We start from the raw sequence: 14,523 nt of genomic DNA, 5'->3' as shown, positions 1-14,523 counted from the left end.
GATGTTAGGTCGCGGCTTTCTTCTTGGCGTGGCTGTTGGTTGCGTCCTCGGCGTGTATGTTGCTCCCCATCTCAGCCATCCGACGGTCGGGATGGGGAACGTTTCCGGGAGCATTTTGCCTCAAGTGAATGAAGCGACAGCCGTACCCGAAAAGGGTACGTGGCCGACAGACGATCAGGCCAAGACCCAGCTATTCGCATTATCCAAATGGGACCTAAATAGGCATGGCTACGGTTCCACCGTCAGCGTCAACCGTTGTATGCAAATTGTAGATCAGGAGATCGCTTGCAAGCTTTTCGCGCAGCTCAAGTGGATCGACGGCGAAACGCAAATTGAAGCGGTTTTTCAATGGCAAGACGGCTACTGGACGATGATAGCGGCAAAGAATCGGTGATTGCTTTTCTCGTCTGCTTCACCATTGTGATTGTCGGACTGTTGCCCGGATGCCCGGGGCGCAGCTGAAGCATTTCAGACCTCTGTGCGAAATTGCTTCACTGGTGCATGGTGACCGCTGAGGGGCGGTATAAAAAAAGAAGGGGTAAAGGTCGGTGACTGATTGAAAGAAACTCCGACTTTGGCGGAGCTCTGGGATATCCGCGGGTTTCGCTACGACTTTAGCGAAGTTTAAGTATTCGATAGCTCCGCGCCGACATAGCACGGAAGCGGAAGCTGCCGGGTTTGGAGAAGCCATTCGGAGCGTTTGGCAGATGGTAGGGGCATTGATGAGTTCTGCCCCAGCGGCCGTATTATCCTGCGTCAATCAGACCGCGCAGCACGGCCAAGTCCATGTTCGTTTTCGACACCACTCCCGTGTGCTCGAGGGCCGCGCGGCTCCGGGCTGCGCAACCCCGATCCGCTTCCCCCTGCGCGCGCGCTGTCGCCGTGCCTCAACGACGACCGGCGGCGTATTCCGTGCAATCCCAGACAAATCCGGCAAGCTCGGCCAGCTTTCGGAACTTCGCACAACGACGAACCCGCAAGCCCGGACTCATAGCAGACGCGAAGCTCGGAGCCGTCACCCCCGATCGCCGGGGCATTATCACTGGCGGCCCTCCAGCTCTCTGGGCCCAATCGAAAAGAGCGTTCGCTTCCGACCCGGAATTTACCTGCGGCAAACGCGACGGTAGCCTCGTCCGGCACGCGCTATCGATAAAGGACAGAGGGGCGGACGGAACGGAATGCAGGACACCACGCTTACGTCAGGCTGCCTCAGCAATATCAAGCCGAACTGTGAGTCCTGCCTGGCTCGCCAGGTTGATGAGCGTATCAAGGCTGAAATTCGTGATCCGGCCTCGAAGCAGATCATTGAGCCGGGGCTGTGTGATCCCGAGCCGGCGCGCAGCCTCTGCCTGCGTCACTTGCCAACTCCGCACGCGCTGATCGATCGCAATAAGCAGGTTGGAGCGCATCGCCATACTCGCGGCCTCAGCCGGCGTGTTCTCCAAGGCGTCCCACACGTTGGAAAAGCTCTGGCGTTCCATCGTCACACCTCCGCTAGATTTGCCGCAATCGGGCGGCGGCAAGGTCCAGATCTCGTTTGGCGGTCTGCTGCGTCTTCTTCTGGAAGGCATGCAGCACAAAAACGGCATCCTCGATTTTGGCGATGTAAATCACTCGGAATGCCCCGGCCTCGTCGCGGATGCGGATTTCCCGCACCCCTTGTCCTACACTCGCCATCGGCTTCCAATCGCTCGGCTCAAAACCTTGCTGAACCTTGTGCAACTGAACGCCGGCTTCCTTTCGGGCTGCCTCCGGAAAATCCCGCAATCGCTCCAGGGAATCTCCGAGGAAAACCAGTTCCTTCATCTCGGCCGCCTTTTATATCAGAACTTGTATAAACAGACAAGGGTTCTCTGGTGCTCAGCATTTACAAGAGCCGCCAGTGCTCGTTCGATCATCCCGGCAAGTGTGACCGCGAATCCAAGCACTACGTCAACTGCCCGCTGGATTACGACACGAAGATGCGACTGCAAAGGGCCGCCCTGGAGAACGACGTCAAGATGCCCGTGATCATGAAGGCCGCGATCGATCAGTTCCTCACGGGATGGAACGCGTTTCTGAAAGCATTTTGCCTCAGGTGAACGCAGCGACAGCCGATTTGTTGCCCCATGCTGGGCGTTCTGAAGCATTTTGCTTCACCGCCTCAAGAGGAGCCAGCGAGCGGAATTTCCCCAAAAAAGAAGGGAGTGCGCTGCGATTCTTCGGAGGTGCCTGCTCCTAAATGCTTCAAAGCGGTGCATAGTACCCGCTGAGCGGCGGAATCGAAAAAAGGGTAAAGTCCGTGACCGATGCAATGAGTTTAATGAGCGGGCGGGGTTTGGTTGAAATAACCGATCCGGAATTTGACAGGCCGGTCTTCCGCCAGCCGGGTTTCGACGGCACCCTTACCGCAAAGGAGATGGACGAAAAGATTTCGGCCTGGCTCAAGAAAACGCGCGAAGCCAAGGGTATCTCCCGCGCCGATCTAGCGCATTTGCTAGGGCTCTCCGTATCTGTCTACGGAAGGTACGAGCGAGGCTCAGAAGCTCGGCTGTCGATCCCGCGCCTGATACATCTCTGTGAGATCATGGGCTTTATGCCTCTCGATGTGATTTTTGACACAGCGCCGCACTTGTGGGGCAAGACGCTCGAGGAAGCAGAAGACCGCCAAACATTGATGAAGCTCGTCGAACAATTGCCTCAAGACACGATGCGCGATCTGATCCGGCTTCTGAGACGCATGACCCCAGCAGAACCAGCCGCCGACGCTGTCGCCACCAGCATGAGCGAAGGGCGCTAGGCGGCGCACCTCCTTTTCAAGTCAGGGCTGGGAGGCAGTGAAAAGCGGCAGCCGCCCCACTCCCGTTTACCACAGGCTTCTCTATTCGGCGTGTCGAGGTCAAGCACTTCCAGCTTATGTCATCGACATCTACAGATGTGTCCTTACGGGCTCGCGCTTCTCTCCGGAATCGGCACTCGCTGGCCCTTCCACGATGGGATCAGATGGAACAAGCGGAACAATCTCCGGCGCGTCCCTCAAGCCAGGACAATGGCCCGGGAACAGCCTGTGGTGCGAACTCGCCTATCCTCCGTCCCGCAAGGGACATCTTTCCGCCGGCGACCGTATGCGTACAGCCTCGGCGGCGATCTCGATTGCGAATGCCAGTCAGGCGCCGGCTGGGAGTTTCTCCCTGGACCAGCAGAATTCAGTGCCGTCGCTCCACATGCGATGCATGATCACCGCCAGACGGCGGGCCAGCGCCACCATGGCTTTTTGCAGGCCGCGCCGTTTGGCGACGCTCATCGCCCATGCCTTCAGCCACGACCACTTTGCCACCCGATTGAGAAGAACCTGTGCAGCGTCGTAAAGCAAGGTTCGCATCATGCCGTCGCCGCACAGGGAGACGCGGCCGACGCGGTGACTCTCACCGGACTGGTTGAGCACTGGCGTCAGTCCCAGGATTGGTCCCACTGCCTTGGAGTTTTTGAACCGCTGAGGGATGTCGATTGTCGCGGTATAGGCCACAGCAACAACAGGACCTACACCCGGGATCGTCATCAGCAGTGGGCAGACCTCATCGTCCCGCGCGATCATCAAAAGCTTCCGATGCAGGGTCGCAAAGTGCTCCCGCAGATTCCGGCGCGCGTCAAGCAAGGGCTCGACAATCTCGACCAGGTTAAGGGTGCCCTCGACGAGCTCGCGAATGCGCGCCTCGAACTTCGCGGATCCGACCACGCCGACCTTGAGCCCAAAGTTGCGCAGCAGCCCGCGCAGGTCGTTCTCAATGGCGATTGCTTTGTCCTGCAAGAGCTTGCGCGCCGTCAGCAGCGCTCGACGCTTCTGGCTGGTCAGCGTCTTCACATGCACCGCCCGATACAAGTGCACGCGCATCATCTGCGCGATGCCGCGCGCGTCGTTGCGGTCGCTCTTGCTCGGTTGCGCTTTTAGAAACGCCTTGGTGTGGCGGGTCTCGATGCAGATCACGGGTAGGCCGGCCCTGGCAAGACCTTCAAACAGCCATTGCGACAGGGGCCCGGCCTCAAGCCCGATCCGCTCCATGTTCCAGGCAGGATCCTTAAGTACCGCGATGAGATCGTCGGGATGGCTGGTGACTTTCACCTCGCGGCAGATTTTGCCCGTTTGATCAACAATGCAAATGGAGGTCTCTTTCACCGACACATCGAGTCCGGCATAATATTTCATGGTATGCGGCGTCCACGCCCCATCGATTATTCAGTTGCGGCGATCTGAGGTTGATCGACGGGCCGTCAAATGAGCTCACCGAAGAGTATCTGACGAGCTCATTGTGAGGCCTGGATGCGAGCGGCATAGGCCCATGGCATCAGGGCATCGATGTCTTTGGCGAGGTGGCCGTTTGCGAGGCGGGTGAAGAGGTTGCACAGATAGGCGTAGGGCTCAACGCCGTTCATTTTACAAGTGCCGATCAGGCTGGCAAACCGGGCCCAATTGCGGCCCCCTTCATCGTGCCCCGCAAAGAGCGCATTGCGGCGGTTCATGGCGGGTCGGCGGATCGCGTTTTCCACCAGGTTGGAGTCGATATCGACGTGGCCGTCGTCCAGGTACAGCCGGAAGCCGTCCTGCCGCGTTAGCATATAGGCCAGGGCTTTTCCGAGGTCAGACTTGCGTGAGATGCGCTTGGCTTGCGCTGCCAGCCAGGTGAAGAACGCGTCCACCAGCGGGAGGGACAGCTCCTGTCGAACTGCCCGGCGATGTTCGGGATCTGAGCCACGGATGCTGTCTTCGATCTTGTAGAGCGCGGCGATCCGCACCAGCGCCTCGTCGACGATGGGCGATCCACTCTTTGGCGTGGCCTTGATCAGCTTTCTGCGCCCGTGCGCCCAACAGAAAGCCAGCCTCAAGGGATCGCCACCCACCCGGTCCGACGTGGCGAGGTGAGAGTAACCACCGTAGGCATCCACTTGGATTGTCCCGTTAAACCCGTCGAGGATTTCAGCGGCATATTCGCCTTTACGCCCGGGCCGGTAATGGAACACCACGCCTGGCGGCGCAGAGCCATTCCAGCCGCGATCGTCACGCAACACGGCCCATAGATAACCGGTCTTCGTTTTGCCTCGCCCCGGATCAAGCACCGGAGCCGTTGTCTCGTCGACATAAAGCCGCGTGCTTTCCCACAGCAGCCGTTTGGCCATATGGTCGACCACCGGCGCGATCGCAGCACCCGTCCTGCCCATCCAATCGGCCAGGACGGTGCGGTCTATCGGCACCCCGTGTCGCGCCATGACCTCGGCCTGCCGGTTGAGCGGCATATGTTCGGAATGCTTGGAGACGGCAATCTCAGCCAGAAGGGCTTCGGTCGGCCAGCTCCCTTCTAAGAGATGCGCCGGCGCTCTGGCCTGGACGATGCCCGTTCGACCCTTGGGGCAGGCGTATTTCGGGCGGATCGTGACGATCACCTCGTAGCGCGCCGGAATCCGGTCGAGCCGTTCCGTCCGGTCTTCGCCGATCCGGACCATGTTGCCGCAACCGCAGGGACAAACGATGCTCTCAGGCTCGATCACCCGCTCGACCCGCGGCAAATGTTCGGGCAGTGCACGGGCCTTACGCTCCTTGCGAGGAGCGACTTTTTCCGGATCAGATGCGCTGGCTTCGATCTTTTTCTCGACGGCGGCAATCCGCGCCTGTGTTTCGGCAATTGCCGTTTCAAGGTCTTCCAGCGCCAGTTCCATCTGCGCCGGATCGAGCTTTTCCGATTTCGGCCCGAACTTCGTGCGCCGATAGTCGTGAACCTGACCTTCAAGCTTCTCGACCAGTTCCTTCAGCTCGGCGATGAACGCATCCTTTTCGGCAACCACAGCCTGCTCATGCTGACGTGCAGCACGCTCGACCGACAGCTCGAACTGCATCGCCGCAAACGCCTTCACCACCTCGGGCGGAAGGTTCGGAAACAGGCTGAGATCAAGGGGTGACGACATGCGGCCTTATAGCAAGGCAGCACAAAAAAGCCAAATAAAACAATGCAAAGGCAGCCGTATATTTACCCTGCCGCCGACGGCGCGGTCACCCGTTGCGCCATGACCCGTCGCCAATCAAGACCTTCGAACAAAGCTTCGTATTGCCCCCTGGAAAGACGCATCGTCCCATCCTGCACCTTGGGCCAGGCAAAGCTTCCATGTTCAAGAATTTTGTAGGTTAGCACCATGCCGGTGCCATCCCATACCAGGATTTTCAGACGATCACCGCGCTTCGACCGGAAGATCACCGTCACCCCGGAATGCGGGTCGAGCTTCAACTCGGTCTGCATCATCAGAGCCAGCGCCTGATGCCCACAGCGGAAGTCCACCGGCCGCGTTGCAACCAGGATCGGCAGTCGTTGGCCCGCGACGATCATGCCGTCCCTCGAATGGCGCGCACCAGGGCCGCCACACGTTCAACCGATACATCGCCGGGAACCCGCATCACAACGTCCGGGCCGATCGTGAGCGTCAAGACTGACGAAACCGCCTCCCGCAGTTTCAGCGGCGCCAAAACATTCACAGCCTCGCTCGGCTCTGCCGCAATCGCCAAAGGCACAAATGCAGGCTCGGCATCGCCGCTCTCCGATAGGCCCGGCATAGACTCAAAAGGCAGCGCCAAAATGCCCTCGCGCGCTTGCCGACGCCAGAAGGAAAGCTGGTGCGGAACAACGTCATGACGGCGCGCGACATCAACAACTCGAACACCCGGCTCAAGGCTCTCCGCGACAATCCGCGCCTTCACATCATCGGGCCAACGCCGGTTTCCGCGGCGCGGCTCGACAACTTCGTAGCGCCCAACAAATCCATCATCTGCCATGCAAATCTCCAGATAGTCCTGGAAACCTTCTCGCACGCCCAGCCAGCCTCAAAATACAGCCTATCCAATGGGGCGGAGACGGCGCTTACATTTCATGCTGCGCGTCCTTTCGTGAGGTTCGTGGTTAGGTCCAATAGGGCCACGTTACACCTTCAGCTCGAGGGACAGCACATTCACTCCGTCGTTCGGAGGCTGGCTCAAGCCGAATACCCCATCTCCGGCCTTCTCTTCGGCGCAAATTGAAAGCGCGTTCAGGCCTCCGCCTGCTTCGCTCCGCCCCTTTGGGCGGAGTGGAAAACGGGAGTGCGCCGGAACTCTTCTATTCGGGTCGTCTTTGCAGGCCCTACTGAAGTTCGCCCAGCGCGACGAAACGGCATCACACACGCCACAAAGCACTGAGCGAGAAGGGAGTCGTACAGCGGAGTGGCGCCGACTCCCCGAGCGTCGCATCAAATTCATGAATCGTTTGGCGATCATAGATTCATAAATGTTGTTGGACAGCTGGACCTTAAGCGACGAATCTTGAGGGCATGACCCAGCACTGGTTCCGCTTATATGCTCAACGAATCGACACCACTAAAAACATGGCACGCTTTTACGCCATGTCGATCGAACCGGATCTCTTCGGCGGCTCCGCGCTGGTCCGTCGCTGGGGTCGCATCGGCACTCGCGGTCAGGAGCGCATTGATTTGTTTGAGGATGACCTCCAAGCGATCAGCCACTTCCTTTTCTTGGCTCGCCAGAAGCGAGCCCGTGGCTACATGCCCCAACCGCTCTCTTGATCTCTGAAGGCGTGCCTGCCTCTGATATTGAGTTCGTTCGGACCCTGCGGCGGGTCGCCATGTTCGGTGGTGCGGTGGGCTGATGCCAGACGCGTCCGATTGGCTCAAAGTAGCCGCACCCCCTTCAGTAGTGTAACGCCACGACGACACGGCGGTGACGCCAGCGGGTTTCTTTGCGCCGAGGCCAGTGTTGCGGCCTCGCTATTCGGCGTCAAATCGTGACAGCATCTTCTTCAGCCGAAGGTTCTGTGCACGAAGCTGTTCAGCCAGTAACCGCTTGAGGCGCTTGTTGTCTACGTCCAGCGTGGCAAGCTCGTCGACGGAGATCGAATTGTCGACAGTCCCGGCCTGCTTTCGATCCTAGTTCCCAACCTCCGAATTGTGCGCGATCGCGTGCGCGAGGGTGCGCTTTCGAGGAGTGCCGGTTGATGTCGTTCGACGCTGGTGTCGCTTGGTATTTGATTAGAGATTGCTGTACCAATGATTTCATTTGGTTGGGGTGTCAACCTCTTCTACCGCAACATGCCGCGGCACTCGGTTTCGACCTGACCTATCTGTCGATCCATGACCGCGAAACAACGCTGAAAAACATCGACACGATTCTTGAGCACATCCGCGAGGACCTGCCGCGCAATTTTGCGTGGTGTGAGCGTCCAGAGGATCGCCGGCGCTGGAAACAACGACACTCGCGTTCTCGTCCGGCAAGGTCCCCTGATGGCTCTGAACGCCCAAACGGGCTGTAACTTTCCCGCCTAATCAATCCAAATCGGTCGTGACACAAAACTGCGGCGCAGCATTTTGGCGCTAGGCGCGAGGGACAACACCCATGCCGTCGATACCTAACCTTTGTTCAATTTTTTCATGATGCCACCAGTCCGCGTAGATCCGCTTTCGCGAGCGATGGATCTTCGCAGGAAGCATATTGACTTCTAGCATTCTATCGGTCCGGAAATACCGATACGCTTCCCGAAGCTCGCACCACGCGGCGAGCACCCGGACGCGATCGAAGAATGCAATAACGATTGGCCAAATAACGCGCCGCCCAGGCTCACGGTCCGCGGCGTGGTACAGTATTTCTACCTTGCGATTAGCCTTCATCGCACCTCGCAATTGGAGCAGCACGGGGCCGTCCTCCGGTAAGACCTCCGGCCCAGGCGCAAGTAAGGGGGCGTTCAAGAATTCAGAACGCTTTGCATCCGGCAAAATGGCAGCGATCTTGGCGACAACGTCGCGCGCTGTGGTATTGATTTCTATGTCTCCCCGCGCTCCGACCATGCGTAATCCCAGCATGACGATCTCCAACTCGTCCGTCGAAAACATCAGTGGTGGCAGATCGTAGCCATCCTGCAGCACGTACCCGACGCTCGGCTCGCCCAAAATCGGCACGCCGGATGCTTCCAGCGCCGCGATATCGCGGTAAATCGTTCGCAAGGACACCTCCAGTTCCGACGCGATGATGCGGCCACTGATCGGTCTGCGTTCGCGGCGTAGGATCTGTATGATCTGAAGTAGTCTGTCTGCTCTACGCATAACGTCCCTTTTGCTTCCCAGTGAGATGGGCCGACCTCACGTCGTGAGGCCGTTCAACTAATCGATCGCTTATGGCTGCCTATGCTGACACCATGGTGACAGCATGTCTGTTGTAAAGGTACAGAAAATCGAACACTAGGAGTATTATTCGATGGAAATCACTCGGAGGGACGCACTTAAGATGGCTTCGTCTGCTGCAATTGTTGGAGGCCCTAGCGCGGCGACGGCACACGATGCTACCGCCAAAGCCGTCCCGCAGGGTGCCGATCTGGAGTTCGACCTCGGAATTCCAACGCCAGATACGGTCGAGAAGCTCTATGATACGATGGATTTCCAACGCGCAGTGCAGGGCTATCTCTGGGCGGTTCCGATCGTCGGAATGGAAGGTGCGCGCCGGATGCTTGTCGACAACGCCGAAGCGAGGAGCGGCGATCTCGTGCTTGTTGCCGGGTATCGGGACGTCAGCGTCATGCTCGGGTCGAATGTGACGACGCCCTATGTGTTCGCGTGGTTTGATCTTACAGAAGGACCGATTGTCATCGACTATCCCGAAGGCGCCACGGCCGGTTCACTGATCGACTGGTGGGATCGTCCGCTCATTGATGTCGGCGTTTCGGGCCCAGATGGCGGCAAGGGAGCGAAATTCGTAGTGGTTGGTCCGGCGCATGAAGCGCCGGAAAATCCCCCCGCTGGCGCAAAACTGCTGCGTTCCCGCACCAACAAAGTCCTGATGTTCTGCCGGGGCCTCGATAGTGACCTCAAGAAGGTCGAGGCTGTTTTCTCTAAGACTCAGGTCTATCCGCTTGGCGCCACAGGGAATGGAGTGACCGCGCTTCTTAGATTCAAGACGGAGGGCCAGTTGACCAGCATGGCTCATCCTAAAGGCCTCGCATACTGGCAGTCGTTGATTCAGGCGCTGGATGGTGAGCAGATCGAGGATCGAGACCGCTTCTTTGCCGCTATGTTGAAGCCGCTCGGCGTTACCTATGGCGGATCGTTCTCTCCGAACGACCGGCAGACAGAGCTACTTGACAACGCTGCGAACCTCGGCGAAGCGATGGCGAAGGCCAGTGCTTTCAGCAAGCGCATTCCAGGGATGCGCTATAGGGAGGATACGCATTGGGAATATTTGATCCCTCAGGACTTTGTCAACGAACAGGACGGGCCGGATGGTACTCTGCTTGATCAACGTACGGCGTTCTTCTACGAGGTCACAGGCACTTCCGCCGCCGTTCTCACCAAGACACCCGGAACTGGCTCGGCATACCTCACCGCCTACAGTGATCCCGACGGACACGCTTTCGACGGCGCAAAATCTTACCGGTTGCGGGTTCCAGCCAATGTCCCCGCCAAGACCTTTTGGTCGATCACGCTCTACGACACCGAGACGCGCGGTCTCATTCAGAACAAGCAACAGATCGTGGATCGTTCCTCACGGCAAAAGCTTAAGGTCCAGGACGACGGCTCGATTGAGATTGTTATGGGACCGCAGACTCCGGAAGGCCTGGAGCAGAACTGGATACCGACAACGCCAGGTAAGGCTTGGTTTGTGTATTTCCGCTTGTTCGGTCCGCTTGAGCCATATTTCGACAAGTCGTGGCGCCTGCCTGACATTGAGAAGGCCATTTAGCGGCATTTCTGGAAACGGCTGCACTTCTCCTTAAGAGGGGCCAGTTTTGGTCGAGCCGGTGAGAAGGACAAGCTGTCGCAAGGATCCCTTTGCGACGGCGCAACAGGCGCGTGTGCCTTCGGCGGGTACAGGCAGTTTTGCTGGAGAGCCCGAAAGACGTCGGCGATAGTCGGCGGATGAGCGTGCAGAAATTCGAGCCGGCGAAAGTCGTTGACATTCCGACTGTCAAGCGAATCGAGGAATTGACCCCCTCAGTTTTTCATTTCGCCCGACACCGACTGCCGGCGCGGTCGAAGGTCGGGCCTTCACCCAGTAAGAGCTGGGACGGCAGGAGTCGTTTGCTAGCGAGAATCAACGGGGAGCAAATATAGGCCTCTGGTGCATACGCAGGACACAAATGTGCCTCGCGCACACCCGTTTCTGGTTAGTCCAGACCGAGCCTTTTGCGAAGTTCGGCATTTTCCCCTCGCAGCTTCTCCGCCAGTCGCTTGCGGAGCTTCTGGTTCTCCGCTTCCAGCTCGACAAGATCTGCCAACTCGTCGCCGGCTGATAGGGGCTCGGTGGCCTTATCGTCTTTTTGCGCGGAAATCTTCGCAGCACCTTTCCAATGATAGTAGGTTTGCTCTGGTATGCCGGCGCTCTGTATGGCGTTCTTGAGGGTGTTGCCTTCGCTGACTTGCGTCTCGATCAGCTTAAGCTTGTCGTTTCTCTCTTGTTCGCTATACCTCCTGGGTTTAGCGGCTGGCGCCTTTGGTCGAGCTGGTTCGGCAGCCGCCTTCTGAGGCCGTGGCGACCTCAGCTTCTTGGCCGTTGGTGCTTTCACTTCAGCGCCCGCCTCTACAGCCGCAGCAACTGGTCCTGTATTACTCTCGTCAGCCATCAGCAATTCCCTCCTTTAATCATCGCCTGTTTTCGGCCGAGTGCCCGACAGAGTCAACACAACCATCAGAGTCCTGCTTTACGGATCGTTGATGTTGGTTCAGACTTAGCGCCTGACGATCTAGGGTCACCGGCCACGCAAGTCTGTATAAGCTGAAGCGCTCGCAGCAAAGCTGATCAATGCTTATAACGCAGGGTCGGCGACCACCTGGGCTTGAGTATTGTTGCTGGGCTGTCCTGGGGCGCAGCGCGTCGGCGAATACACGCTGCGGCGATTGCTGTTCCCACAGTCATTCAATTTGAATAGCGGCGAACGCTTCCCGCCGAGTAAAGATGAGCAAGTTCGCACTTGAAACCAGCTCCCCCGACCTCACGTAATTCCGAGTCGCTCAAGCATCGTCTTCAGCTGAACGTTCTGCAGATGAAGCTTTTGAGCGAGTTGAATCCTAAGCGCTTTGATTTCTTCGTCGAGTGTTGCCAGTTCATGAAGAAACAACTCACGTGAAGACCTTGCTTGCAGGTTGTCGTGACGCTTTGGGGCGGCGGCGCTCTGCGCAGCCACGCGGGCGGCGTTGGCACTCTTCCCGCGTTCTCCACGCCTGATCCGCGGTTTGCTTTGCGACTTTGCGCTTGGCGCGCTCTTCTCAACCAGCGAACTCGCTTCGGTGCCCGAATCGCCGGCTTCATCACGCACGCTTGCTTGAGCCTCGTCAGCACCGGCCGGAGGTTCTAACACCTGTGCGACATCATTTCTGCCTTCCGCCTTGTCCGATGCGATCGGCCCTTGATCAATTGAGACGTCCTCATCTTGAACAGGTGGGTTGGCAGCCACAGTCGGACTCGATGGGAGCGCGGACGTATGCTCCACTTCGATCTCGAGAGTTTTGGAACCGGTTTCATTCCCGGATGAACTCGGTTGCGCTTTCGCCGATGACCGCCCCAAGTTCAATCGCGCAAGGAATTTCCACGGTGTTTTCATAATGTCCCCACCTGAGCAAGCCGGACTGCTATCCTGTTGAGCTTTCGCACTCACCGGTAATCTTTTGTGTTCGGCAGGGCTGCTTCTTTGAGCCCGTGCCACAAGTTCATCGGTACATGATGCGATGACGAGAGTACAGAATAGGCGACACTGCACGGCATTCGATTTTAAGGCAGCTACGACGCTCGGCCAAAACCTAGCTTCCGCAGGACCGCTTGTGCACGCTCAAATGCGGCTAGGAGAGCGCGTTCAGCGTCTACCAATTCACGCAATAGACTGCAACGTTGCTCCACAATTATCCGATACCTGGCTGCAACTGCGTCCAGCTCTGTTGCAGGCGCCTTCGCAGCCTGACGATCAACCCATACCTGCAGTAGCGCTCGCGCTTGCCCATCGAGCTCGTGCTTCCGCTGTCGAAGTCGGTCGGCGTGGCATTCTGCCTTATTGTACCGTTTAAGCGCCGTCGCAGCTTCAAGTCTCAATCTCACCGGGAGTGCCCCGACAAGAGGGTTGGCTTTTCCCATAAACCCAGCTCCGCCTATCCGCAGGACTTCCTTTTTTGGACATTGTTCACAAACTGGAACAAGATTACTAGCGCAACACCGGACGAGGCTAGCCGGTAAGAGACCCCGGGCGGCAATGACGCGCGGTATTTCTGAAGTGTTGAATGCAGCGGACCGGTCTATCTCAGAGGGGCTGCTCAGGACCGCGGCTCTTTAGCTTTTGCTTGAATTACCGGTCCACCCTGGAGACCGTTCTCGCCTTCGAATTCGTTCGGCGCCAAAGGGGGCTGGCCCGCTTTGACAACCAGAGCTGTCCTGCTTTCCTAACCCGACCGTTCCGCCTATGAGGAAGACCCGATCTTTTGAGATGCCGCTGCTCGTGAGCTTTAGTAGACCCGTCGCCGGTCCGCTTGTCCTTATAGATCGAGCAGAGAAAACCAATCGTGGACGCTCAGTCCCGATCGTTCGAGCTGGGACGCCAGCGTCTTTGCTGGGTCACCGCCCCCGGCGCTGTAACTCGGAAGGGATCGATTTTGGTCGCCCAATGGGAAAAGCGCGGCGTGGCGCTCCAACACCGCGACGGCGCCGATCTCTCCGCCCGCTGCAGAGGAATTGGCCTCTGCCACGACGCTCGGAGCGAAGTAGCCGCCGCGAGCATAGCCCAGGCCGTTCAAGCCGCTGCTTTGGAAGGCCGTCACGCGACCGACCATCATGACATGGTCGCCCGCCTCGATGACATCATGCATCGAACATTCAAACCACGCCGCCACCTGCGCGAATATCGGACAGCCGTTCGGACCCCTCGCCCAGTCGACAGCAGCGAAGCGATCTTCGGCGAGGCGGGCAAATTTAATGGACACATCCTTCTGCGCCTCTGACAGTATGTTGATCGCGAAGTGCTCGGCTGCGGTCATTGTCGAGTAGTCGCGCGCAGTCTTGGCAAGGCAAACGAGCAGCAGCGGCGGATCCAAGGATACAGACGTAAAGGAGCTGGCAGTGGAACCAACCGGTCTGTCCGCCGGATCGCTGGCTGTTATGACCGTCACTGCGGTTGGAAACGCTCCAAACGCCTCGCGCAAAGCTCTCGGGTCGAAAACGTCCGCCTTCATGTCATTCCCTCCTTGCGCGCCAGCCATTCTGCCATCGTCGCATAGACGGCTTCCTCAGGCAGATTCACCATGTGCCCGGCCCGCCGGGGGTCGCCAACCATAGGGCCGTTCTGTCGACTTGAGGACCTCCCGCACTTCCCCTGCGTGTAGTGCTCCTTCTAAATTATGTCTTATGGTATGCCATATTATGTAGCTGTCAAGCGACTCTTCAATGCGGGACCTGATCCCCGACCAAGCGCCTCACCGCGTCGACAAAAAAATTTGTAGGCGCTTCAAATTGGCGCCAAGCAGTGGGTGGGTGATTTCTATCTCGGAGGT

The 14,523-nt window shown here is 58.2% G+C and carries 16 protein-coding genes and 1 pseudogene; 6 read left to right on the top strand and 11 right to left on the bottom strand.

Features of this window, described 5'->3' with window-relative positions:
* Nucleotide 1: 1 nt before the first annotated feature.
* The gene (locus tag JOH52_RS33315; RefSeq protein WP_014531055.1) at nucleotides 2-394 is read left to right on the top strand and encodes a hypothetical protein; all 393 of its coding nucleotides are present in this window, start codon (nucleotides 2-4) and stop codon (nucleotides 392-394) included.
* A gap of 805 nt (nucleotides 395-1,199) precedes the next feature.
* Here JOH52_RS33315 and JOH52_RS33310 read toward each other — a convergent pair.
* Nucleotides 1,200-1,481 carry a helix-turn-helix domain-containing protein gene (locus JOH52_RS33310; protein ID WP_013845294.1) on the bottom strand — a complete coding sequence of 94 codons (282 nt, stop codon included), beginning with the start codon at nucleotides 1,479-1,481 and terminating at the stop codon, nucleotides 1,200-1,202.
* Between the two features lie 13 nt (nucleotides 1,482-1,494).
* Entirely contained in the window at nucleotides 1,495-1,806 is a 312-nt protein-coding gene (locus JOH52_RS33305; RefSeq protein WP_013845293.1) for a type II toxin-antitoxin system RelE/ParE family toxin, read from the bottom strand.
* A gap of 50 nt (nucleotides 1,807-1,856) precedes the next feature.
* Here JOH52_RS33305 and JOH52_RS33300 point away from each other — a divergent pair, with 50 nt between their 5' ends.
* Together JOH52_RS33300 and JOH52_RS33295 are read left to right on the top strand one after the other, a co-directional pair.
* On the top strand, nucleotides 1,857-2,081 hold the full coding sequence (locus JOH52_RS33300; RefSeq protein WP_017264588.1) for a hypothetical protein: 225 nt from the start codon (nucleotides 1,857-1,859) through the stop codon (nucleotides 2,079-2,081).
* A gap of 212 nt (nucleotides 2,082-2,293) precedes the next feature.
* Nucleotides 2,294-2,779, top strand: a complete 486-nt coding sequence (locus tag JOH52_RS33295) for a helix-turn-helix transcriptional regulator (protein ID WP_014531052.1) — start codon at nucleotides 2,294-2,296, stop codon at nucleotides 2,777-2,779.
* 366 nt (nucleotides 2,780-3,145) lie between these two features.
* Here JOH52_RS33295 and JOH52_RS33290 read toward each other — a convergent pair whose 3' ends face one another.
* The 4 genes from JOH52_RS33290 to tnpA form a co-directional block, all read right to left on the bottom strand.
* Nucleotides 3,146-4,183, bottom strand: a complete 1,038-nt coding sequence (locus JOH52_RS33290; protein WP_014531051.1) for an IS110 family RNA-guided transposase — start codon at nucleotides 4,181-4,183, stop codon at nucleotides 3,146-3,148.
* A gap of 98 nt (nucleotides 4,184-4,281) precedes the next feature.
* A complete protein-coding gene (locus tag JOH52_RS33285) occupies nucleotides 4,282-5,934 on the bottom strand; it encodes an IS66-like element ISRm14 family transposase (protein WP_017266328.1) in 1,653 nt (550 codons plus the stop codon).
* A gap of 62 nt (nucleotides 5,935-5,996) precedes the next feature.
* On the bottom strand, nucleotides 5,997-6,350 hold the full coding sequence (gene tnpB, locus JOH52_RS33280) for an IS66 family insertion sequence element accessory protein TnpB (RefSeq protein WP_014531098.1): 354 nt from the start codon (nucleotides 6,348-6,350) through the stop codon (nucleotides 5,997-5,999).
* The gene (tnpA, locus tag JOH52_RS33275; protein WP_014531097.1) at nucleotides 6,347-6,793 is read right to left on the bottom strand and encodes an IS66-like element accessory protein TnpA; all 447 of its coding nucleotides are present in this window, start codon (nucleotides 6,791-6,793) and stop codon (nucleotides 6,347-6,349) included. The genes tnpB and tnpA overlap by 4 nt, the downstream gene beginning before the upstream one ends.
* Before the next feature lie 530 nt (nucleotides 6,794-7,323).
* Here tnpA and JOH52_RS33270 point away from each other — a divergent pair.
* Nucleotides 7,324-7,575 carry a WGR domain-containing protein gene (locus JOH52_RS33270; protein WP_003537129.1) on the top strand — a complete coding sequence of 84 codons (252 nt, stop codon included), beginning with the start codon at nucleotides 7,324-7,326 and terminating at the stop codon, nucleotides 7,573-7,575.
* 201 nt (nucleotides 7,576-7,776) lie between these two features.
* Here JOH52_RS33270 and JOH52_RS35725 read toward each other — a convergent pair.
* Nucleotides 7,777-8,019 (bottom strand): annotated as a pseudogene (locus JOH52_RS35725) (hypothetical protein); the annotation flags it as partial.
* Between JOH52_RS35725 and JOH52_RS33265 the strand changes: the two are divergent.
* Nucleotides 8,004-8,318, top strand: coding sequence for a hypothetical protein (locus tag JOH52_RS33265; RefSeq protein ID WP_014531050.1), 315 nt, complete (start codon nucleotides 8,004-8,006; stop codon nucleotides 8,316-8,318). The pseudogene JOH52_RS35725 and the gene JOH52_RS33265 sit on opposite strands and share 16 nt — an antisense overlap.
* A 61-nt stretch (nucleotides 8,319-8,379) precedes the next feature.
* Here JOH52_RS33265 and JOH52_RS33260 read toward each other — a convergent pair whose 3' ends face one another.
* On the bottom strand, nucleotides 8,380-9,105 hold the full coding sequence (locus tag JOH52_RS33260) for a helix-turn-helix transcriptional regulator (protein WP_014531049.1): 726 nt from the start codon (nucleotides 9,103-9,105) through the stop codon (nucleotides 8,380-8,382).
* Nucleotides 9,106-9,286: 181 nt separating this feature from the next.
* Here JOH52_RS33260 and JOH52_RS33255 point away from each other — a divergent pair, with 181 nt between their 5' ends.
* A complete protein-coding gene (locus JOH52_RS33255; protein ID WP_003537352.1) occupies nucleotides 9,287-10,735 on the top strand; it encodes a DUF1254 domain-containing protein in 1,449 nt (482 codons plus the stop codon).
* A 424-nt stretch (nucleotides 10,736-11,159) separates the two neighbouring features.
* Here JOH52_RS33255 and JOH52_RS33250 read toward each other — a convergent pair whose 3' ends face one another.
* The 3 genes from JOH52_RS33250 to JOH52_RS33240 form a co-directional block, all read right to left on the bottom strand.
* Complete coding sequence (locus JOH52_RS33250) at nucleotides 11,160-11,615, bottom strand: transposase (protein WP_014531047.1); 456 nt, start codon at nucleotides 11,613-11,615, stop codon at nucleotides 11,160-11,162.
* Nucleotides 11,616-11,984: 369 nt separating this feature from the next.
* Nucleotides 11,985-12,593: a hypothetical protein gene (locus JOH52_RS33245; protein ID WP_017265675.1), complete on the bottom strand. Its 609-nt coding sequence runs from the start codon at nucleotides 12,591-12,593 to the stop codon at nucleotides 11,985-11,987.
* A gap of 919 nt (nucleotides 12,594-13,512) precedes the next feature.
* Nucleotides 13,513-14,205 (bottom strand): flavin reductase family protein, encoded by a 693-nt coding sequence (locus tag JOH52_RS33240; RefSeq protein ID WP_014531045.1) that lies wholly within the window; start codon nucleotides 14,203-14,205, stop codon nucleotides 13,513-13,515.
* Between the last annotated feature and the right edge of the window lie 318 nt (nucleotides 14,206-14,523).

It is taken from the genome of Sinorhizobium meliloti (assembly GCF_017876815.1).
Lineage (GTDB): Bacteria > Pseudomonadota > Alphaproteobacteria > Rhizobiales > Rhizobiaceae > Sinorhizobium > Sinorhizobium meliloti.
This window is presented reverse-complemented; position numbering and strand designations above follow the sequence as displayed.